The organism is Acidovorax sp., assembly GCF_046294525.1.
In the GTDB taxonomy this organism is placed as follows: domain Bacteria; phylum Pseudomonadota; class Gammaproteobacteria; order Burkholderiales; family Burkholderiaceae_C; genus Acidovorax.
The window spans coordinates 1-19,073 of the sequence record NZ_JBKBKQ010000001.1 but is presented as its reverse complement, the minus strand read 5'-3'; the positions used below and the strand labels follow the sequence as shown (position 1 = coordinate 19,073).

Sequence of the window (19,073 nt, the reverse complement as noted above, 5' to 3'; positions counted from 1 at the left end):
TTCCGCGAGGGGCGCGTGGGCTTGCCGCCGGGTGCGCCTTCCTTCTTTACTGGCTGATCTCCAACATCACCACCCGCCCTTCGGCCGCAGGCCAGGTCTGGCCTGTCACTTTCTCGCCGTTGAACTCCGCCGTGATGGGCCGTACCCCGCCGGTCGGCTTGGCCTTGGCGGTGGCGACTCCGGCGCCTTCGGGTACGCCGGCGGGGCGTGCGCCGTCCAGCAGCATGGCGTCGCGCGCCGGGTCTAGGTAGCCGCGGGGGCGGGTCAGGGTGACGACGGATTCGGCACCCTTGTCGGCGTCGGCCATGCGCTCGGCGCGCAGGTGGATGAGGTTGCTGCTGCGCGGAAAGCCGCTGCGGTAGATGTGCGTGGTGGCATAGCCGGGGGCCGTGATCACGAACTCATGTGGCACGCCGGGCTGGGTGGTCAACGGACCCCACTGGCCGTCGGCGCCCACGGTCTTGCGCAGCAGGGCGTTTCCCACCCGGGCGCCCGTGGCGGGGTGGGTGGCATACACCTCCAGCGTTGCGCCAGCCAGGGGCAGGTTGTTGCTGAAGTTGCCGGTCTTGGGGTCGGCGGGGTCCACGCCCAGGCCCGTGATCTTGCCGTTCAGCACCACGGATTTTTCGGCCACGATGGCGGTGGACCGTGGGGCCTTGCCGGTGATGAAGCGGTAGGTGACCTCGAAAGCGGCAGGCGAGTAGGACGTCTCGCGGTGGTCGATGCGGGGGATCACCACGTTCAGCGCGCCCTTCAGTTCGGGGCCTGCGGCCGTCACGTAGGTGGGCTTGCCCTTCTGGCCAATCCACAGCCCGTCGGGCTGCGCAAACTTGTCGTTGTTGTCCGATCGCACGGTCATCCATTTCACCGGTCCGCTGACCTCATCGCCCGCAGCGTTCTTGGGGGCGTTCAAGGCCGTGAGGAAGGGGCCGGTGCCCGAGAACTCGTTGCCTTCGCGAAAGCCGGGAATCGCCCATACGCCATGGTTGGGCGTGCCCCCCAGGATGGCGTGGCTGACCGTGGCGCTGCCGCCGCCGTTGTAGATGTAGTTGCGGATGGCATTGCCACCGCGCGAGTTGCCCACCAGCACCACCTGCTTGGCGCCTGTGGCTTTCAGCACCTTGTCCACTTCGGCCTTCAGGTAGGCCATGTGTTCTGCGGCGGAGGTGCGGCCGGGCTGGGGCTTGGTGTCGTCGTCGCGCGAGAGCGGGTAGGGCACGTCGATGGCGTGCAGGCGCTCGCGCGGCCAGCCGTTCGATTCAAAGCGCCACACCGTGGTTTGCCACAGCGCGGCGGTGTCGCCGTTGCCGTGCACGAAGACGATGGGTGGTGCCTCGGCCAGCGAGGGCATGGTGCCAGGGGTGGCGCAGCCTGCCAAGGCCAGCGCGGCGGCAGCGGTGGCTGCGGCCAGGAGCGCGCGGCGTTGCAGGCGCTGCAATATAAATGGGGTTGTCGTCATGGTGGGAACTCCAGAAATCAAAAATGCCCGTGGGCCGTCAAGCCCACGAGCATTGCATGCTTGCGTGACAGTCCTTTTCAGGCAAACACGCCCGCTGTGTCCTGCATGCGGGCGGACACTTCGCCCAGGTGGTGAAGCGTGTCGCCGAAGGTCATCTCCAGCTGCGTGAGCTTCTTGAAATAGTGGCTGACGATGTACTCGTCCGTCACGCCAATGCCGCCATGCAACTGCACGGCTTGCTGGCCCACAAAGCGCATCGACTGGCCCAGCTGCACCTTGGCGCGGGCCATGGCGCGGCGGCGCTCGTCGGCGGGGGCGCCGAGCTTGAGGCTGGCGTAGTAGCTCATCGAGCGGGCCAGCTCCAGCTGCATCTTCATGTCGGCCACGCGGTGGCGCAGGGCCTGGAAGCTGGAAATGAACACGCCGAACTGCTTGCGCTGGTTCATGTATTCGACGGTGATGGCCACGGTCTTGTCCATCACGCCCACAGCTTCGGCACAGGCGGCGGCAATGCCGGTGTCCACGGCCAGTTCCAGCGCGGCCAGGCCGTCGGTGGTGATGAGCGTGGCGGGTGCGTTGGCCAGCTTCACCTCTGCGGCGCGGCTGCCGTCTTGCGTGACGTAGCCCTGCGTGGTCCCGCCGCTGGCGGTGCGCTCGACCAGGAAGAGCGCGATCTTGCCGTCGAGCTGTGCGGGCACGATGAACGCGTCGGCCTTGTCACCGGCGGGTACTATGCTTTTGGTAGCTGTCAGCGCATACCCAGTCTGGGCTGCGGTCGCTTTTGCCTCGCAAACATCCAGACGGTAGCGCGCCTTGCGCTCCTGCTGGGCCAACACCACCAGCGCTTCGCCGCTGGCCACGCGGGGCAGCCAGGCCGATTGCACATCGGCCGGTGCGTAGTGCGACAGCACGCTGCTGGCGATGAACGCCTGAGCGATGGGCTCCAGCACAATGCCGCGGCCCAGTTCCTCGGCCACCACCATGGCGTCGATGGCGCCCTGGCCCATGCCATCGTGCGCCTCGGGCACGGTGAGGGCGGTCAGGCCCAGCTCGGCCAGTTCGTTCCAGGCGGTGCGGTCAAAGCCGCCGGCGGCCACGGCGGCGCGGCGGCGCTCAAACGTGTAGCCCTTGTCCACCCACTTGCGCACAGCGTCACGCAGTTGTTCCTGGTCGTCAGAAAAATCGAAATCCATGTTCTTGTCTCCTGGAACTTGGGATCAGCCGAGGACGGTCTGAGCCACGATGTTGCGCTGCACTTCGTTGGAGCCACCGTAGATGGTGGTCTTGCGCAGGTTGAAGTAGGTCGATGCCAGCGGCGCGTTGGCGGTGACGCCGCCTGGGAAGTCGCCTTGCCAGCCGGCTTCCATGGCCTCTTCGATGAAGGGCATGGCAAAGGGGCCGGCCGCCAGCATCATCAGTTCGGCATAGCGCTGCTGGATCTCGCTGCCCTTGATCTTGAGCAGACCCGCGATGTCGAGCGAGTTCTTGCCGCTCTTCTCGGCCGACAGCACCCGCAGCACCAGCATTTCCAGGGCCACGATGTCCACTTCGAGCAGGGCGATCTGGTCGCGGAAGCGAACGTCATCCCACACACCTTCGGTCTTGGCGATGCGCTTCAAGCGCTCCAGCTCGCGCTTGCTGCGGTTCACGTCGGCGATGTTGGTGCGCTCGTGGCTCAGCAGGTGCTTTGCGTAGGTCCAGCCCTTGTTCTCTTCACCGATCAGGTTCTCGGCGGGCACTTCGACGTTGTCGAAGAACACTTCGTTCACCTCGCATTCGCCGTCCAGCAGCTTGATGGGGCGCACGGTGACGCCCTTGGACTTCATGTCGAGCAGCAGGAAGGAGATGCCGGTCTGGGGCTTGCCCTCGGTGCTGGTGCGCACCAGGTTGAACATCCAGTCGCCATGCTGGCCCAGGGTGGTCCAGGTCTTTTGGCCGTTGACGATGTACTTATCGCCCACGCGTTCTGCGCGGGTCTTGACGCTGGCCAGGTCCGAGCCCGAACCGGGTTCGCTGTAGCCCTGGCTCCACCAGACTTCGCCGCTGGCGATGCCGGGCAAGAAGCGCTTTTGCTGCTCGGCGTTGCCAAACGCCATGATCACGGGGGCCACCATCACCGGGCCAAACGGCACGATACGGGGCGCGCCGGCCAGGGCGCATTCTTCTTCGAACAGGTGCTTTTGCACGGCCGTCCAGCCGGGGCCGCCAAACTCCTTGGGCCAGCCGAAGCCCAGCCAGCCTTTCTTGCCCAGGATCTTGGCCCAGCCCTGCAGATCGTCGCGGGTCAGGCGCAGGGCGTTGTGGACCTTGTGCGAAATTTCTTTCGGTAGATTAGCTTGAACCCAGGCGCGAATTTCTTCGCGGAACGCCTGTTCTTCGGGGGTGAATGCGAGATCCATCGGTTTGTCTCCAAGTGATCCGCATTTGTAGCACGGTCGTTCGTTTTAGTCCTGTCCGGGTGGCGACATTCCGTCGGCCATGCCGAGCTCTGCGCACAGTCGCTGCACGGTGGCCTGCAGCGCGGCCACCTGGGTCTCCAGTGCGTCCACACGGCTTTGCAGAGCCGCCGTGGCGCTGCTGGCCCCGCCCGTGCTGGTGCCCGCGGAGGACCCGCTGATGCTGGTGTCTACCGGCCCGCACAGCAGGTGCGCCCAGCGTGGTTCGCGTGCGCCGGGGGCACGCGGCAGCAGCACCACCAGCGGGCCGCCTTTTTCGGCGCTGCGCTCCTGCAGCTCGTCCAGAAAGGCTTCGACCGACGAGATGTCGGCAAAGCGGTACCAGCGCTCGGCGTTGATGCGCAACTCGCCCGCCGTCTGCGGGCCGCGCAGCATCAAGAGCCCCAGCAGCACGGCAGACTGCTCAGGCACGCCCACACCGCGCTGAAAGTTGTGCTCCCAGCGGGTGGTGCGGTTGCCGCTGGTTTCAAACGCCAGCGTCAGCAGCTTGAGCGAATCCAGCGCCTCTTGCGCCTCGGCATCACTCAGGTTCATCACCGGGTCGCGGCTGGTCTTCTGATTGCAGCCGGTGACCAGGCCGTTGAGCGACATGGGGTAGCTGTCGGGGACAGTGCGCGCTTTTTCCATCAAGGTGGCAAGCACGCGGGCTTCATTGGGGGTGAGGGGGCGGGTGGTTGGGTCGAATGGCATGGGCTGGATAATTGCGGGCAATCTATGAAGAACATCGTCATTTTGATCTCCGGCGGCGGCTCCAACATGGCCACCATCGTGCGCACGGCGCAGCAGGAGCAGTGGGAGCAGCGCTACGGCGCCCGCGTGGCGGCCGTCATCAGCAACAAGCCGGATGCTGCAGGGCTGACGTTTGCGAGGCAGCAGGGCATTGCGACGGAGGTACTGGACCACAAGGCCTTTGACGGCCGCGAGGCCTTTGACGCCGCGCTGGCCGCTCTCATCGACCGCCACCATCCCGCTCTGGTCGTATTGGCCGGGTTTATGCGCATTCTCACGCCGGGCTTCGTGGGCCGCTATGCAGGTCGGCTCGTCAACATCCACCCCTCGCTGCTGCCCGCCTTCACCGGCTTGAACACCCACCAGCGCGCCATCGATGCCGGCTGCAAGTTTGCTGGCGTGACCGTGCACCAGGTGACCGCCGAGCTGGACGTGGGCCCCATCCTGGACCAGGCCGTCGTGCCCGTTCTGCCCGGCGACACGGCCGCCACGCTGGCGGCGCGGGTGCTTACGCAGGAGCACGTGATCTACCCCCGTGCCGTGCGGGCGCTGGTGCAAACGCTGAATGCTATTGAATAGATAGCTTCCAGCGCTTGACTGATAGGCGCTAGAGGCATATTTGATTCAAATTTGAAAGGGCAGCGGCGCGCGGCGTTGGAGGGGCGCCTTGGTCCGCCTCATTGGTCATGTGCGAGGCGTGTCTTCGGGGCACTTTTCAAACCGGGGACGCCGCACGCCGTCGATGACCACGTCTTCTCCAAACATCGCCGCGGGCCGCACCCACAAGCCCCGTTGGCCGTACAGGGCGCGGTACAGCGTCATGGGCTCCAGCGTTTCGCTGTGGCGCACGGTGTCGATCACTTCATACAACATGCCCTTGTAATGGCGGTACAGGCCGGGCGCGGTGGGTGTGAGGGGCGGGAGGTCATCGTCGGTCATAGGGTGGCTGGGTTCAGTGGTTACGATGGTGGCTGACAAAAATCAACCAAGAGTGAGGGACGCCCGTGGATCAGGCAGATTTTGTGCACCTGGTGCGCATGAGCGAGCATGCCAGTGCCGACAACAGCCGCGCCTACCGCCGCAGCGTGGCTGCGTTTGCCGCGCTGGGCTATGCGTGGGTGCTGGGCTGCCTGGGACTTGCCATCGGTATTTTGGCGTGGGTGCTGCCCCAGTTGCTGCAAGGGCGGTTTCGTTTTGCCATGGTACTGCTGCTCGTCAGCGCGGCGGGACTGCTGTGGGTGAGCCTGCGCGCACTGTGGGTGCGGTTTGACGCGCCCCGCGGCGTGGAGATCACGGCGCTGGAGGCGCCAGAGCTGTTCGAGGCGCTGGAGCGCATCCGCCGCAAGATCAAAGGCCCGCCGCTGCACAAGGTGCTGCTGAACGACGAGTTCAACGCCAGCATTGAGCAGGTGCCTCGCTACGGGCTGCTGGGCGGCGCTGTCAACCACCTCACCATCGGCCTGCCGCTGCTGATGGCCCTGGACCGCCCGCGCTTTCTGGCGGTGCTGGCGCACGAATACGGCCATCTGCGCGGCGACCACGGCCGCTTTGCGGCGTGGATCTACCGCACGCGCCTGTCGTGGATGCGGCTGAACCACAGCCTGGCGGATGACCAAGGCCCCGTGGCGGCTGCCACGCAGGCCTTCATGCGCTGGTACTTCCCGCGCTTTTCGGCCAAGACCTTTGCCTTGGCCCGGCAGGACGAGTACGAGGCCGACCGCATTGCCGGCAAGCTGCTGGGCCGCGAGGTGACGGCCGCGGCGCTGGCCGAGATCGAGATCCGCGGCGCGTGGCTGAACGCCGAGTTCTGGCGCGACCACTGGTGCGCCGCCGCCGGCAACCCCTTGCCCGTGGGCCCGTACCGCAGCATGCGGCGGCGCTTGGCCCAGCCGCCCGATGCGGCGTTTGCCAACGACGCGATGCGCCAGGCCCTCAAGCGCCTGAGCGATGTGGACGATACGCACCCCGGCCTGCGCGACCGCATCGAGGCGCTGGACGCCACCCCCACGGTGCCCGACTGGTCGCGCGGCACGGCCCTGGCCCTGCTGGGTGATGACGCCAAGCGCTGGGTCAAGCATTTCGACAAGCAATGGTGCCGCGACAACGCGACCGAGTGGAAGCAGCACCATGCCTGGCTGGGCCGCGTGCGCGCGCGCGCCGAGGCGCTGGAAGCGGCTGTAGCGCAGGCCTCCGCCGCAGACCTGGTCGAGCTGGCCCGCCTCAAGCGCCATCTGGATCCGCGGGCCAGCGTGCGGGCCCTGTATGACATGGCCTTGGAGCGCAGCCCCGACCACCCCGCTGCGCTGCGCGGGCTGGTGCCCTGCCTGGCCGAGGACGACCGCGACGGCAAGCTTGCCTTGCTGCACCGGCTGTGGGACGCGGGCAGCAACGACCGCTACTGGGCGGCGCGCACCGCCCTGGCCGAGCTGGAAACCCCGCGCCTGGGCAAGGAGCACGATGCCGCTGCCTTCAAGCAGTGGCGCAAGCGGCTGGAGCGCGCACAGGAATCGGAAGAGCGGGCGTGGGAAGAACTGTCGGGCACGTCCTTCTTCAGCCAGATCGCGCGGCACGACCTGAGTCCCTTTGAACTGGCGGAGCTGCAGTCGGAACTGGCCCGCTGCGCACCCGTGGCCCGGTGCTGGCTGGTGCGTAAGCAACTGCGCGAACACCCGCAGCGCCGCGCCTACCTGCTGTTTGTCGAGTTGCCCGGCATGGACGACGACAGCCGCTATTCGCTGTGCCGTGCACTGGAGCGCAATCTGAGCATCCCGGGCCCGGCTCTTGCGCTTTGGGCAGGCGAGTCGCCCACGCTCAAGGAAATCCAGCGCTACGCGTTCGATCCCATTTTCACGCGGTAGCCGCTCACCCTTATCGCCCTGCGCTGCTGGCGCAGGCCGCGCGTTTGCTGTCCAGTGGGACAATCAGGACATATGCATCCGAAAGCTCTCCTCGACGCCTGCGCCGAACTCGTCAGGCTCACCCTCACCTTCGAACATCCCGCTGATGCAATGGTGTCGCGCTTTTTCCGTGACAACCGGGGCCTGGGCCCCCGGGAGCGGGCCACGCTGGCCGAAACGGTCTACACCGTGCTGCGCAAGAAGCTGCTGTTCGACCACCTGGCCCCCTCCGGCTACGGCCCCAAGGAGCGCCGCCTGGCCATCCTGGGCTTTGCGCACAGCCAAGATGAGTACGCTAGGCGCGCCAACGCTAGCGTTGAGCACGGCCCGCGCGACTTCCTGAAGAGCGCGCTGACCGACCAGGAGAAAAACTGGCTGGACCAGTGCGACACCATCAAGCCCGACGACTTGATGGAACGGCACCGCCACAACCTGCCCGAATGGCTGGTGCAGCCGCTCAAGGACCAGGTTGGCGCGGGTTTCTGGCCGCTGGTCGAGAGTCTTGCGCAAAGCGCGCCGCTAGACCTTCGGGTCAACACTTTGAAGGAAAAACGGGCTGAAGTGCAGAAGGAGCTTGCGCAGGCAGCTATCAAGTCGGTAGCAACTCCGTATTCGCCATGGGGGCTGCGCATCGAGGGCAAGCCCGCCTTGACCAAGCTCCCCGCCTTCACGCGGGGCGCCATCGAGGTGCAGGACGAAGGCTCGCAACTGCTGGCCTTGCTGCTGGATGCCAAGCGCGGCGAGATGGTGGTGGACTTTTGCGCGGGCGCGGGTGGCAAGACGTTGGCTATCGGCGCCAGCATGCGCAACACCGGCCGCCTGTATGCGTTTGATGTGTCCGGCCACCGGCTGGATGCGCTCAAGCCCCGCCTGGCGCGCAGTGGCCTGTCCAACGTGCATCCCGCTGCGATTGCCCATGAGCGCGACGAGCGCGTCAAGCGCCTTGCCGGCAAGATCGACCGCGTGCTGGTGGATGCGCCATGCTCGGGCCTGGGCACCTTGCGTCGCAACCCCGACCTGAAGTGGCGTCAAACGCCCAAGGCAGTGCAGGAATTGACGGCCAAGCAGTCCGCCATCCTGGCCAGCGCCGCGCGCCTGCTCAAGGCCGGCGGGCGGCTGGTGTACGCCACCTGCAGCATCCTGCCCGAGGAAAACGAGGCCATCGCCGAAGCCTTCAGCGCCGCGCACCCGGATTTCGAATTGCAGGACGCAGGCCAGTTGCTGGCGCAGCTGAAGGTAGACGGCGCGCAGGCGCTGTGCAGCGGGGGCGAATCGGGCACTGGATATTTGCGCCTGTGGCCCCACCTGCATCAGACCGATGGGTTTTTTGCAGCAGTCTGGACCCGCAAGCGCTGAGGTCGTCAGCCCCGATTTCCGGGTGCACCAGTTTGGTGATCTGACCAGTTGGCGACAGTTGGATGGAAAATCGGTGCTAAACCAGCGTACATCCCATGGATACCCTCGAGTGTTTCAGAGGGTGTCACCTTAAAATCGGGCACCTGCTTCGCTGGTGAACGGGTTTCTTTGTTGTAAGGCTTCTGTTGAATATGCTGTTACCGGATTGGGCTGTACTGAATGCGGCCATCGACTGGCTGGGCCATGGGTTGTGGAACCTGGCCTGGTGGCAGATCGTGCTGTACACCCTGGCGACCACCCACATCACCATCGCGGCGGTCACGATTTTTCTGCACCGCGCCCAGGCCCACCGAGCGCTGGACTTGCATGCTGTGCCCTCGCATTTCTTCCGTTTCTGGTTGTGGGTCGGTACGGGCATGCTCACCAAGGAGTGGGTGGCGATCCACCGCAAGCACCACGCCAAGTGCGAGACCGCCGATGACCCCCACAGTCCGCAGACGCGCGGGCTGGACACCGTGATGTGGCGCGGCGCCGAGCTGTACCGCGCCGAAGCCAAGAACCGGGAGACCCTCAAGAAGTTTGGCCACGGCACACCCGATGACTGGGTGGAGCGCAATGTGTACTCCCGCTTCCCCTGGCAAGGTGTGGGCCTGATGCTGGTGCTCAACCTCGCGCTGTTCGGTGCCATTGGCGCTGCGGTCTGGGCCGTGCAGATGCTGTGGATCCCTTTCTGGGCGGCGGGCGTCGTCAACGGCGTGGGCCACTACTGGGGCTACCGCAATTTCGAGGCGCAGGACGCCAGCACCAACCTCTCGCCCTGGGGCATCATCATTGGCGGCGAAGAGCTCCACAACAACCACCACACCTATCCCACCTCGGCCAAGTTCTCGGTCAAGCCCTATGAGTTCGACGTCGGCTGGGTCTACATCAGCCTGATGAAAAAGGTGGGCTGGGCCACGGTCAAGAAGGTGCCGCCCAAGCTGCAGCTGGGCGATGTGAAGCCGGTGGCTGACGAGAAGACGCTGGAGGCCCTGATCGCTAACCGTTACGAAGTGATGGCCGGCTACGCCCGCGGTGTGCGCCAAGCCTGCAAGGACGAGATCGCGGCGCTTAAGGCGCGCAATGCCGACGCCTCGGTGCTCCAGGCTGCCAAGCGCTGGCTGCACCGCGACGCGGAGAAGGTGCCTGCCGTGGCCTTGCCGCAGTTGGCCCAGGCGCGCGCCGCGCATCCTGCGCTCGACAAGATGGTCACTATGCGCGAGGAATTGCGCCAGCTGTGGCTGAATACCTCGCAGTCGCGCGAGCAACTGACGGCCGACCTGCAAGCCTGGTGCCGCCGCGCGGAAGAAAGCGGTATTGCTGCCCTGCGCGAGTTTTCGCTGCGGCTGCGGGCTGCGCAGGCCTGACAGGCGCGGCCCCTGCGCTCATGGATCACCAAGGCCTTGCCATCCGGCAAGGTCTTTTTTTGCGCCGCGTCCTTATCGCGCGGTATTCCATCCGCCGTGATCGCCAGGGCCTCTGGCCGACTTTTTGGCCGATGAAAGGACTGCGCGCAGACTGCACCAGAGAGTCTCCAAAAAGCCCGGCGTGGGTGCGACCTCTGTGAGCTGGATTGTGGCGGCGGCGGGCTGCGGGTTGTGCAACTGCACCCAGACCGGCTGCCGCTGGTCGTTGCCCAGCAGTTGCTCGCCCGCCCTCAGCCGCGTTAGCGGAGGGGTGTGCCAGGTCTGCCCGCAAGTGGCAGGGCTCCAGCGCACCGCCACCTCGCCATGGGTGGCGTGGAGGGTGCTGCCTGGAAGCAGGCACATCCAGAGGCTCTGGCCTGGTTCCAGAGTCAGGGGTTGAGGGCGGGGCATGTGTTGCGTAGACGTCATGGCGCGGGACATGGTGCGGCTCCGAGTCAGAGGGTGGAAGAAGGGTGGCAAAGAAGGCTCCAGCGTAAAAAAACCGTCGCCTTTCCGACAGGCACACGTGCCATAACAGTCGGGTAGAACAGTGCCGATGGATGGGGTGCTGTTATGGTCACTACCTTGTCGTTCTGTATCTGTTCTTGCGGCCACTGTTCCGGCACGATGCGAACATCCGCCGTGCGCCGGGTAGCACACCACTGTTCGTGCACGCTGTACCAGCCCAGTCCAGGACATGCCACAACAACCTTCGCCCGAATCCCGCGATACCCCGCTTTACCGCCAGCTCGCCGCTCTGTACGAACAGGCGATTGCCGCCGGTAGCCTCACTCCCGGCATGCGGATGCCGTCGGTGCGTGAGCTCTGCCAGCGCCATCAGGTCAGCCTGACCACCGCGCTGCAGGTGCTTCGCCACCTCGAATCTCAAGGGTGCGTGGAGGCACGGGAGCGCGTGGGGTATTTCGTGCGAGAGTTGGGCGGGGTGGAGTTGCCCGGGGCGCGCGAGCCGGACTGGCACGAGCCGCTGGCCCACGACCCGCGGGTGTTCGCGGGCATCAACGAGCGCATCTCTGGCTTTCTGGAGAAAGCCCGTCGCGCTGGCCCTCTGCCGCTGGACCTGGGCAGTGCCATGCCCGCGCCCAGCCTGTTTGATGCTGCAGCGCTCAACCGGCTGGCCCACGGCCTGCTGCGCGAGCAGCCGGACATTCTGGTGTATGGCCCCTCCGCTCCCACCACACACCCCGAATTCCAGCGCGCCATGGCGCGGCATGCCCTCACCTTTGGCGTGTGCGTGGCGCCCGCGGACATCGGCGCGACGCTGGGCAATTCCGAGGCTGTGAATCTGGCGCTGGATGCAATCGCAGAGCCAGGGGACGTGATCGCCGTCGAGTCGCCCACATTCTTCGGCATCCTGCAGGCCATTGAGGTGCGGGGCCTGCGGGCGCTGGAGATTCCCAGCAGTCCGCACACCGGCATGTCGCTAGAGGCGCTGGAGTTGGCTGCACGCAACGAGCCGCGCCTCAAGGGCGTGGTGGTGGTGCCGCACCTGCAGATGCCCCTGGGCAGCGTGATGCCCGATGTCCACAAAGAGCGCCTGGTGGCTCTGTGCGTGGAGCATGGGCTGGCCCTCATTGAGGACGACATCTACCGCGAGTTCGTGGAGTCGCCTCAGGTGCTGCGGCCCGCCAAGGCCTGGGACCGCCCGGGCGACGCCGGCCAGGTGATCTACTGCGCGTCACTCAGCAAGAGCTTTGCGCCCGGTCTTCGCCAGGGCTGGATGAGTGCGGGCCGCTGGCAGGCGCGCGTGCAGATGATCAAGTTTGCCCGCACGCGCAACATGCAGACTTGGTCGCAGCTGCTGGCCGCGCGCAGCGTGGATTCACCGGCATATGACCGCCATATGCGCCGCATGCGGGCCCAGCTGCGTATGCAGCGTGAGCAGGCGGCACGCGCCGTGGCGCGCTATTTTCCGTTGGGCACACGCCTGAGCCTGCCGCCGGGCGGTCTCAGCCTGTGGCTGGAACTGCCCGTGGGCATCTCATCAACCCGCCTGTATGACGAGGCACTGCAAAACGGCATTCGGGTCGCCCCTGGACCCATGTTTTCCAACACCGGGCGCTATGAGCACTTTCTCCGCCTGAGCTGCGGGATGCCATTCACCCCCGAGGTGGAGGCGGGTTACCGCACGCTCGGGGCCCTGCTGGCAGCGCAGATGGCCGAACTGCCTGCGCCGCGCAAGGCCGCCTGAGCGCGCTGTGGCCCTTCTGGAGGTCGCCCGGCGCGATAGCTAGCGCGGGGCGGGCATAAAAAAACCGCCCCGAAGGGCGGTCTTTTTTTGAAGGGCATGGGCTGAATTACTTCAGCTTCATTTCCTTGTATTCGACGTGCTTGCGAGCCTTGGGATCAAATTTCATGATCAGCATCTTCTCGGGCATCGTCTTCTTGTTCTTGGTCGTCGTGTAGAAGTGGCCGGTTCCTGCAGTGGATTCCAGCTTGATCTTGTCGCGTCCGCCTTTGCTTGCCATGGTGCTACTCCTTAAGCCTGGCCACGGGCACGCAGGTCTGCGAGCACCGAGTCGATACCGTTCTTGTCGATCAAACGCAGGGCGGCGCTCGAAACACGCAGGCGCACCCAGCGGTTTTCGCTTTCGACCCAGAAACGGCGGTATTGCAGGTTCGGCAGGAACCGGCGCTTGGTTTTGTTGTTGGCGTGGGAAACGTTGTTCCCGGTCATGGGCTTCTTGCCCGTTACGTCGCAGACGCGTGCCATGAGGACACTCCGATACTTTTCAACGGCCGTTCGCTGGGCCCCGGGGGAATGTCCCCAGGATGGCTTGCGGCCTCACCTCGCCAGAAAGGGTGGCGGTAACCCGATTTGCTTGGCTTCAGCCGCCGCAAAGACGGACCGAATTCAGCAAAGCCGCAAATTATAGCCTGCAGCCCGATTTTTGTCGACGGGCCGCCCCAAGACAAAAAAGCCCCCTTGGGGGGCAGCGACCCGCGCAGCGGCGGAGCGTGGGGGCCTTGCTCGTCATCAAGCTTCTTGTTCCAGGAAGCGTTGAGCGTCCAGCGCGGCCATGCAGCCCGTGCCCGCGCTGGTGATGGCCTGGCGGTACACATGGTCCTGCACGTCACCGGCGGCAAACACGCCCGGCACGCTGGTCTGTGTGGCAAAACCCTTCAGCCCGCCCTGAGTGATGATGTAGCCGTTTTCCATCTCCAGCTGGCCCTGGAAGATCTCGGTATTGGGCGCGTGGCCAATGGCGATAAAGCAGCCCTGCAGCTTGATCTCTTCGGTACTGCCGTCCTTGGTGCTCTTGATGCGGATGCCCGTCACGCCTGTGTTGTCGCCCAGCACTTCGTCCAGCGTATTGAAGAGCTTGAGTTCGATCTTGCCCGCGGCGACCTTCTCATTGAGCTTGTCCACCAGGATGGGCTCGGCCTTGAATTTGTCCCGGCGGTGCACCAGGGTGACCTTGCGGGCGATGTTGGACAGGTACAGCGCTTCTTCCACGGCCGTATTGCCGCCGCCGACCACGCAAACGTCCTGCTCGCGGTAGAAGAAGCCGTCGCAGGTGGCGCAGCCGGACACGCCTTTGCCCATGAAGGCTTGCTCCGAGGGCAGCCCCAGGTACTTGGCCGATGCGCCCGTGGCCAGGATCAGTGCGTCGCACGTGTAGGTGCCGCTGTCGCCAGTGAGGGTGAAGGGGCGCTTGCTGAAATCGACCTTGTTGATGTGGTCGAAGATGACCTGGGTTTTAAAGCGCTCGGCGTGCTCCAGAAAGCGCTGCATCAGGTCCGGGCCCTGCACGCCGTGCACGTCAGCCGGCCAGTTGTCCACCTCGGTCGTGGTCATCAGCTGGCCGCCCTGGGCCATGCCCGTGATGAGCACCGGGTTCAGGTTGGCGCGCGCGGCGTAGACCGCCGCGGTGTAGCCTGCGGGGCCCGAGCCCAGGATCAGAACTTTCGCGTGTTGGGTGGTGGACATGGTAAAAGCCTGTGTTTTGCGCCCGCTACACGGGGCGCTGTTGGGAAAGCTGGGGTTGAGCCGCCGAGTATCAACCGATGCCGGCTCGCAAGAGGGGCCCCTTTTTCAATCACCGCGATTGTAAGAACCGATTGATAACCCGCTGCGGCGCCGGTGGAGCCGTGTCCTGCCTTGAAAGGAGATGCTTGCATGTCGACGATGTTGTCCAACCTGGACCTGCTGCGCCGGGTGCCCCTGTTCTCGCTGCTGACGGTGACGCAGGCCGAGGTGATTAGCGGCGCGGTGATCAAGCGCCGCTTCAAGCGCGGCGAGGCCCTGGTGGAGCAGGGACAGAAATCCAACGCCCTTTTCATCCTACTGACAGGTCGGGCTCGCGTGATGACCGCCGACAGCCGAGGCCGAGAGGTCATCCTGGCCACGCTGTCGCAGGGCGACTACCTCGGCGAGATGAGCATCATCGACAACGAGCCTCATTCCGCCACGGTGCGTGCCGAGGTGCAGACCGATGTGCTTATGCTCGGCCGCGCCGAATTTGCCCGCTGCCTGACAGAAAACGCCTCCATGTCGCTGGTGGTGATGCGCGGCCTGGTCAAGCGCCTGCGCCATGCAGACCGCAAGATCGAATCCCTCGCCCTGCTGGACGTGTACGGCCGCGTGGCGCATGCGCTGCTGGATTTTGCCGTGCCGGACGCGCAGGGCCAGCTCGTCATCAAGGACAAGATATCCCGCCAGGACCTGGCCAAGATGGTGGGCGCCTCGCGCGAGATGGTCAGCCGGGTGATGAAAGACCTGGAAGAGCGTGGCTTCATCGAGGCCTTGCCCAATGGGGCGACGGTGCTCAAGGACCGGTTGAACGCGCTGGGGTAAATCTGGCGGGGGAATCGGGCGCACCGTATGCACCGAGCTCACAATGGTTTGCGGTGTTCCCACATGCCCCACAGGGCAGTCGTGAGGTTCTCGGCAAACTTGACTGCATTGAACACCGGCGAGGCTAGCACTCGCTCGCGCAATTCCAACCGCAAGTGGGCAAGGGTTGAAATGTCATTTGCGACGCTTATGGCGCGCGCGTGGTAGTCGTCGATATTCGTAGCTACCCAATCCACAAGGCCCGCGTTGTGGAGCAGCCCAGCGCCTTGCCTCTCAAGAAATCGTTGTCCTTGTAGCGTCAGGACCGGTACTCCCATCCACAGAGCTTCTGCTGTGGTTGTTCCGCCGGGGAAGGGAAACGGGTCAAGGCAAACGTCCACTCGGTGGTACGTCGCCAAGTATTCCTTTCGAGGCACGGGTGCTTCCAGGATCAATTGGGCGGGAAGTATTCCGTGGCTAGCGAATCGTGCCAGCAGGTTACTTTTCATCTCAGGCGAGCGAAGTTGCTTGGCCATAACGAGCAGACGGCTCGTCGGAAGGCTGCGCAATATCCGACTCCAGAGTGCGATAACCTCGTCATTCAGCTTGACGAGGTTGTTGAAACTGCCAAAAGTGATCCCAGCGTTTGAAAGCGCAGGAAGGCTGTTGACCTCAATGGATTCCCGGGGCGCGGTAAAACACAGCCTGGTATCCGGTAGCCGCCAGATGGGCTCCAAAAAATCGCCTTCAAGTTCCTTAGGCAGCGTGATGGGATCAGCGATCAAATAATCCATTTCCTCGACGCCAGTGGTCGCGAAGTAACCCAGCCATGTAGCTTGGATGGGAGCGAGCCGGTGGGCAAAAAGGGAAAGTCGATTTCCGGCGGTATGGCCCGACAGGTCTAGCAGGACGTGGAGTTTTAGTTCCTGCACCAATCCCGCAGCCTCAACATCTTGCACTCCAGCAATCGATTGCCACTCGTGAAAGTACGGCCGGATTCTTTGTGTCAACTCGTCCTCGAACGTTTGGGTGTTCACAGCAACAAGCTCGATTTTTCGGGGGTCAATATGCCGAAGAATTCCTTCAAGGAAATGCCCGACGGGATGGTTGCGCAAATCTGCGGAAAGCAGACCCACCCGGAGGCGCTGCGGGAATGCCTCTCCGCTCCAGCGACATTTCAATTTTGTGGCTATAGCTTTTGTCTTTTCGCCATATGACCGGGCTAGCTCAAGACTGCGCTGCCTATCTGAAGATGGCGCATAGTTCAATGTAAACAGGAGGCTACTGTGGACCACGATATTATTGGGTGCTAACCCAAGTGCCGCTTCATAGGCTGCTACGGCCCTATGGACGTCCCCAAGTTCCAATAGCGCCTCAGCTAGCCGCGCATGGGCTTCAGCCATTTCGGGCGCAATTTGGATAGCGGTGCGCGCGGCTTGTTCCGCCTCCGAAAAAAGCCCGAGCTCTCGCAGCGCGTCGCTGCGGTTGTAATGCAGCAGGGCATGGTGGGGGTGATATTGCAGAGCCTCGTCGTAAATAGCGATGGCATCGTGCAGCCGCCCCATGTCTTGTAGAAGATGGGCTAGATTGCTGAGGGTTTCAAGGTGTGTAGGAGTGAGCTTCAGTGCTTGGCGGAAGCTTTTCTCTGCGGCCTGTAGCAAGCCCACGTCGTGCTGCAGGTTGCCGAGGTGGAAGAACCCGTTCTGAAGGTCGGGCTTGAGTTTGAGTGCCCGCCGATAGTGATCAATCGCGTCCGTCGCGTAGCCGAGATCTCTGTAGGTGTTCGCTAGGTTGAATTGGCCATTGGCGTCGCTGGGAGTCAGTTCGACAACCTTCTTAAGGCATACCAGCGCTTCCGCATTTTTGGATGTAGCTCTGTGAATGGCTCCGAGAATAGCCCATGCAAGGGGGTGGCTCGGAAACTTGCCTGTGAGCGCCTCCGCCTCGCACTTTGCTTCGGACAAGTTTCCGTGCTGATAGTGGGCAATCAGTTGCTGGATTGCACCCGCGCTGGGAAGGGCCGCTGGTTTAGAGAAAAGATTGATTGCCATGAGAAAGATTCTTTGCTGCTCTCGCAGCCATTGCGGACAACGTACGCAGGAGGGCGTTTCGTATGAGCATTATCGAAGGACCGTAGGTCGCCAATGACGAACGACCGATGCGTATAGTTTGCGTTTCTTGTTCCGGGCTCTCCGGCTCTGGACGCTTGCGTTAAGCTCGCCCGGCACGCTTATGACCTATTCCCTGAACACCCTGAATGCATCGGCTGCGGCGAAGTCGCCGCCCCGCACGGGCGCCGCCCGGTTTGGCCACGAAATCGGCCTGGTCGTGGGCCTGCTGGCCCTGGTTTTTTGGCTGCTGGCGCTGGTCAGCTACTCCGCGCAGGACGCGGCCTGGTCCACGTCGGGCGCGAGTGATTCGCGCATGGTGGAGAACTGGGCGGGGCGGTTTGGTGCCTGGCTGGCCGATGGCAGCTACTTTGCATTGGGCTTTTCGGTGTGGTGGTGCGTGGCAGCCGGCGTGCGGGCTTGGCTTTCGTCGCTGGCGCGGTGGATGCGCGGCGGCGAGCTGGTGGCGGGCGCGGCCAGCCCGATGGTGCGGCGCAGCCTCTTCTGGATGGGCCTGGTGGTGCTGATGTGCGCCAGCACCGCGCTGGAATGGTCGCGGCTGTACCGCTTTGAATCCTTTCTGCCGGGACATGCGGGCGGCGTGCTGGGTTATCTCACCGGTCCTGCCAGTGTGAAGTGGCTCGGTTTTACCGGTTCGGGCCTGCTGGCGATTGTGCTGGCGGTGCTGGGGGCGGCGCTGGTGTTCCGATTCTCCTGGGGGCATGTGGCGGAGTTTCTCGGTGCCCGCATCGACGCCCTGGTCCAGGCGCGTCTGGCCAAGCGCGAGGTGGCCAAGGACGTGGCCGTGGGCCGCAAGGCCGCGCGCGAGCGAGAGGTGGTGGTGCAGGAAGAGCGCATCGAGATCGAAGAACACCACCCCCAGCCCATCCAGATCATCGAACCCGTGCTGGTGGACGTGCCCCAGAGCACCCGTGTGGTGAAAGAGCGGCAAAAGCCCCTCTTCACCGAGATGCCAGACAGCAAGCTGCCGCTGGTGGACCTGCTCGACAGCGCTCAGCAGCGCCAGGAAACCGTGGCGCCCGAGACGCTGGAGATGACCAGCCGCCTCATCGAGAAAAAGCTCAAGGACTTTGGCGTGGAAGTGCGTGTGGTCGCCGCCATGCCCGGCCCGGTGATCACGCGCTACGAGATTGAGCCCGCCACGGGCGTGAAAGGCTCGCAGATCGTGGGCCTGGCCAAGGACCTGGCGCGCTCGCTCAGCCTGGTTTCCATCCGCGTGATCGAAACCATCCCGGGCAAGAATTACATGGCGCTAGAGCTGCCCAACGCCAAGCGCCAGTCCATCCGCCTGTCCGAAATCCTGGGTTCGCAGGTGTACGCCGACGCCAAGAGCATGCTCACCATGGGCCTGGGCAAGGACATCGTGGGCAACCCGGTGGTGGCTGACCTCGCCAAGATGCCGCACGTGCTGGTGGCGGGTACCACGGGCTCGGGCAAGTCGGTGGGGATCAACGCGATGATCCTGTCGCTGCTCTACAAGGCGGAGGCGCGCGACGTGCGCCTGTTGATGATCGACCCCAAGATGCTGGAAATGTCGGTGTACGAAGGCATTCCGCACCTGCTGGCGCCGGTCGTGACGGACATGAAACAGGCCGCGCACGGCCTGAACTGGTGTGTGGCCGAGATGGAGCGCCGCTACAAGCTCATGTCCAAGCTGGGCGTGCGCAACCTGGCGGGCTACAACGCCAAGATCGACGAGGCCAAGGCGCGCGAGGAGTTCATCTACAACCCCTTCAGCCTCACGCCCGAAGAGCCCGAACCGCTGCAGCGCCTGCCGCACATCGTGGTCATCATCGACGAGCTGGCC

The 19,073-nt window shown here is 64.3% G+C and carries 16 protein-coding genes; 7 read left to right on the top strand and 9 right to left on the bottom strand.

What is annotated here, in order from left to right; translation table 11 throughout:
- Positions 1 to 46 precede the first annotated feature (46 nt).
- The 4 genes from ACK4HJ_RS00080 to ACK4HJ_RS00065 form a co-directional block, all read right to left on the bottom strand.
- Entirely contained in the window at positions 47 to 1,459 is a 1,413-nt protein-coding gene (locus tag ACK4HJ_RS00080) for an alpha/beta fold hydrolase (RefSeq protein ID WP_409826560.1), read from the bottom strand.
- A gap of 77 nt (positions 1,460 to 1,536) precedes the next feature.
- Complete coding sequence (locus ACK4HJ_RS00075; protein WP_409826559.1) at positions 1,537 to 2,652, bottom strand: acyl-CoA dehydrogenase family protein; 1,116 nt, start codon at positions 2,650 to 2,652, stop codon at positions 1,537 to 1,539.
- A 24-nt stretch (positions 2,653 to 2,676) separates the two neighbouring features.
- Positions 2,677 to 3,858 carry an acyl-CoA dehydrogenase family protein gene (locus ACK4HJ_RS00070; protein ID WP_182118341.1) on the bottom strand — a complete coding sequence of 394 codons (1,182 nt, stop codon included), beginning with the start codon at positions 3,856 to 3,858 and terminating at the stop codon, positions 2,677 to 2,679.
- Positions 3,859 to 3,903: 45 nt separating this feature from the next.
- Positions 3,904 to 4,605, bottom strand: coding sequence for a YceH family protein (locus tag ACK4HJ_RS00065; protein ID WP_409826558.1), 702 nt, complete (start codon positions 4,603 to 4,605; stop codon positions 3,904 to 3,906).
- 24 nt (positions 4,606 to 4,629) lie between these two features.
- Here ACK4HJ_RS00065 and purN point away from each other — a divergent pair, with 24 nt between their 5' ends.
- Positions 4,630 to 5,223: a phosphoribosylglycinamide formyltransferase gene (gene purN, locus ACK4HJ_RS00060; protein WP_409826557.1), complete on the top strand. Its 594-nt coding sequence runs from the start codon at positions 4,630 to 4,632 to the stop codon at positions 5,221 to 5,223.
- A 105-nt stretch (positions 5,224 to 5,328) separates the two neighbouring features.
- Here purN and ACK4HJ_RS00055 read toward each other — a convergent pair whose 3' ends face one another.
- Positions 5,329 to 5,583, bottom strand: a complete 255-nt coding sequence (locus tag ACK4HJ_RS00055) for a DUF1653 domain-containing protein (RefSeq protein WP_409826556.1) — start codon at positions 5,581 to 5,583, stop codon at positions 5,329 to 5,331.
- A 65-nt stretch (positions 5,584 to 5,648) separates the two neighbouring features.
- Here ACK4HJ_RS00055 and ACK4HJ_RS00050 point away from each other — a divergent pair, with 65 nt between their 5' ends.
- From ACK4HJ_RS00050 to ACK4HJ_RS00035, 4 genes are all read left to right on the top strand, one after another.
- Positions 5,649 to 7,502: a M48 family metalloprotease gene (locus tag ACK4HJ_RS00050; protein ID WP_409826555.1), complete on the top strand. Its 1,854-nt coding sequence runs from the start codon at positions 5,649 to 5,651 to the stop codon at positions 7,500 to 7,502.
- 72 nt (positions 7,503 to 7,574) lie between these two features.
- On the top strand, positions 7,575 to 8,897 hold the full coding sequence (locus ACK4HJ_RS00045) for an RsmB/NOP family class I SAM-dependent RNA methyltransferase (RefSeq protein WP_409826554.1): 1,323 nt from the start codon (positions 7,575 to 7,577) through the stop codon (positions 8,895 to 8,897).
- Positions 8,898 to 9,088: 191 nt separating this feature from the next.
- A complete protein-coding gene (locus tag ACK4HJ_RS00040; protein WP_409826553.1) occupies positions 9,089 to 10,303 on the top strand; it encodes a fatty acid desaturase in 1,215 nt (404 codons plus the stop codon).
- Between the two features lie 736 nt (positions 10,304 to 11,039).
- The gene (locus ACK4HJ_RS00035; RefSeq protein ID WP_409826552.1) at positions 11,040 to 12,551 is read left to right on the top strand and encodes a PLP-dependent aminotransferase family protein; all 1,512 of its coding nucleotides are present in this window, start codon (positions 11,040 to 11,042) and stop codon (positions 12,549 to 12,551) included.
- Between the two features lie 106 nt (positions 12,552 to 12,657).
- Here the strand turns inward: ACK4HJ_RS00035 and rpmG are convergent, their stop codons facing one another.
- The 3 genes from rpmG to trxB all read right to left on the bottom strand — a co-directional run bounded on the left by rpmG (position 12,658) and on the right by trxB (position 14,291).
- Complete coding sequence (gene rpmG / locus ACK4HJ_RS00030) at positions 12,658 to 12,828, bottom strand: 50S ribosomal protein L33 (protein WP_008904999.1); 171 nt, start codon at positions 12,826 to 12,828, stop codon at positions 12,658 to 12,660.
- A gap of 11 nt (positions 12,829 to 12,839) precedes the next feature.
- Positions 12,840 to 13,073: a 50S ribosomal protein L28 gene (gene rpmB / locus ACK4HJ_RS00025; RefSeq protein WP_015013086.1), complete on the bottom strand. Its 234-nt coding sequence runs from the start codon at positions 13,071 to 13,073 to the stop codon at positions 12,840 to 12,842.
- 264 nt (positions 13,074 to 13,337) lie between these two features.
- The gene (trxB, locus tag ACK4HJ_RS00020; protein WP_409826551.1) at positions 13,338 to 14,291 is read right to left on the bottom strand and encodes a thioredoxin-disulfide reductase; all 954 of its coding nucleotides are present in this window, start codon (positions 14,289 to 14,291) and stop codon (positions 13,338 to 13,340) included.
- 189 nt (positions 14,292 to 14,480) lie between these two features.
- On the opposite strand from trxB, the gene ACK4HJ_RS00015 reads away from it, so the two are divergent.
- Positions 14,481 to 15,158 carry a Crp/Fnr family transcriptional regulator gene (locus ACK4HJ_RS00015; protein ID WP_409826550.1) on the top strand — a complete coding sequence of 226 codons (678 nt, stop codon included), beginning with the start codon at positions 14,481 to 14,483 and terminating at the stop codon, positions 15,156 to 15,158.
- A gap of 38 nt (positions 15,159 to 15,196) precedes the next feature.
- Here ACK4HJ_RS00015 and ACK4HJ_RS00010 read toward each other — a convergent pair whose 3' ends face one another.
- Positions 15,197 to 17,188, bottom strand: a complete 1,992-nt coding sequence (locus tag ACK4HJ_RS00010; protein WP_409826549.1) for a tetratricopeptide repeat protein — start codon at positions 17,186 to 17,188, stop codon at positions 15,197 to 15,199.
- Positions 17,189 to 17,369: 181 nt separating this feature from the next.
- Here ACK4HJ_RS00010 and ACK4HJ_RS00005 point away from each other — a divergent pair.
- On the top strand, positions 17,370 to 19,073 hold a 1,704-nt coding region (locus ACK4HJ_RS00005), incomplete at its 3' end, for a DNA translocase FtsK 4TM domain-containing protein (RefSeq protein ID WP_409826548.1).

Excerpts from the sequence above, each read along its gene's own strand:
- ACK4HJ_RS00080 (WP_409826560.1), bottom strand. The coding sequence starts at position 1,459 with ATGACGACAACCCCATTTATATTGCAGCGCCTGCAACGCCGCGCGCTC.
- ACK4HJ_RS00075 (WP_409826559.1), bottom strand. The coding sequence starts at position 2,652 with ATGGATTTCGATTTTTCTGACGACCAGGAACAACTGCGTGACGCTGTG.
- ACK4HJ_RS00070 (WP_182118341.1), bottom strand. The coding sequence starts at position 3,858 with ATGGATCTCGCATTCACCCCCGAAGAACAGGCGTTCCGCGAAGAAATT.
- ACK4HJ_RS00065 (WP_409826558.1), bottom strand. The coding sequence starts at position 4,605 with ATGCCATTCGACCCAACCACCCGCCCCCTCACCCCCAATGAAGCCCGC.
- purN (WP_409826557.1), top strand. The coding sequence starts at position 4,630 with ATGAAGAACATCGTCATTTTGATCTCCGGCGGCGGCTCCAACATGGCC.
- ACK4HJ_RS00055 (WP_409826556.1), bottom strand. The coding sequence starts at position 5,583 with ATGACCGACGATGACCTCCCGCCCCTCACACCCACCGCGCCCGGCCTG.
- ACK4HJ_RS00045 (WP_409826554.1), top strand. The coding sequence starts at position 7,575 with ATGCATCCGAAAGCTCTCCTCGACGCCTGCGCCGAACTCGTCAGGCTC.
- ACK4HJ_RS00040 (WP_409826553.1), top strand. The coding sequence starts at position 9,089 with ATGCTGTTACCGGATTGGGCTGTACTGAATGCGGCCATCGACTGGCTG.
- ACK4HJ_RS00035 (WP_409826552.1), top strand. The coding sequence starts at position 11,040 with ATGCCACAACAACCTTCGCCCGAATCCCGCGATACCCCGCTTTACCGC.
- rpmG (WP_008904999.1), bottom strand. The coding sequence starts at position 12,828 with ATGGCAAGCAAAGGCGGACGCGACAAGATCAAGCTGGAATCCACTGCA.
- rpmB (WP_015013086.1), bottom strand. The coding sequence starts at position 13,073 with ATGGCACGCGTCTGCGACGTAACGGGCAAGAAGCCCATGACCGGGAAC.
- trxB (WP_409826551.1), bottom strand. The coding sequence starts at position 14,291 with ATGTCCACCACCCAACACGCGAAAGTTCTGATCCTGGGCTCGGGCCCC.
- ACK4HJ_RS00015 (WP_409826550.1), top strand. The coding sequence starts at position 14,481 with ATGTCGACGATGTTGTCCAACCTGGACCTGCTGCGCCGGGTGCCCCTG.
- ACK4HJ_RS00010 (WP_409826549.1), bottom strand. The coding sequence starts at position 17,188 with ATGGCAATCAATCTTTTCTCTAAACCAGCGGCCCTTCCCAGCGCGGGT.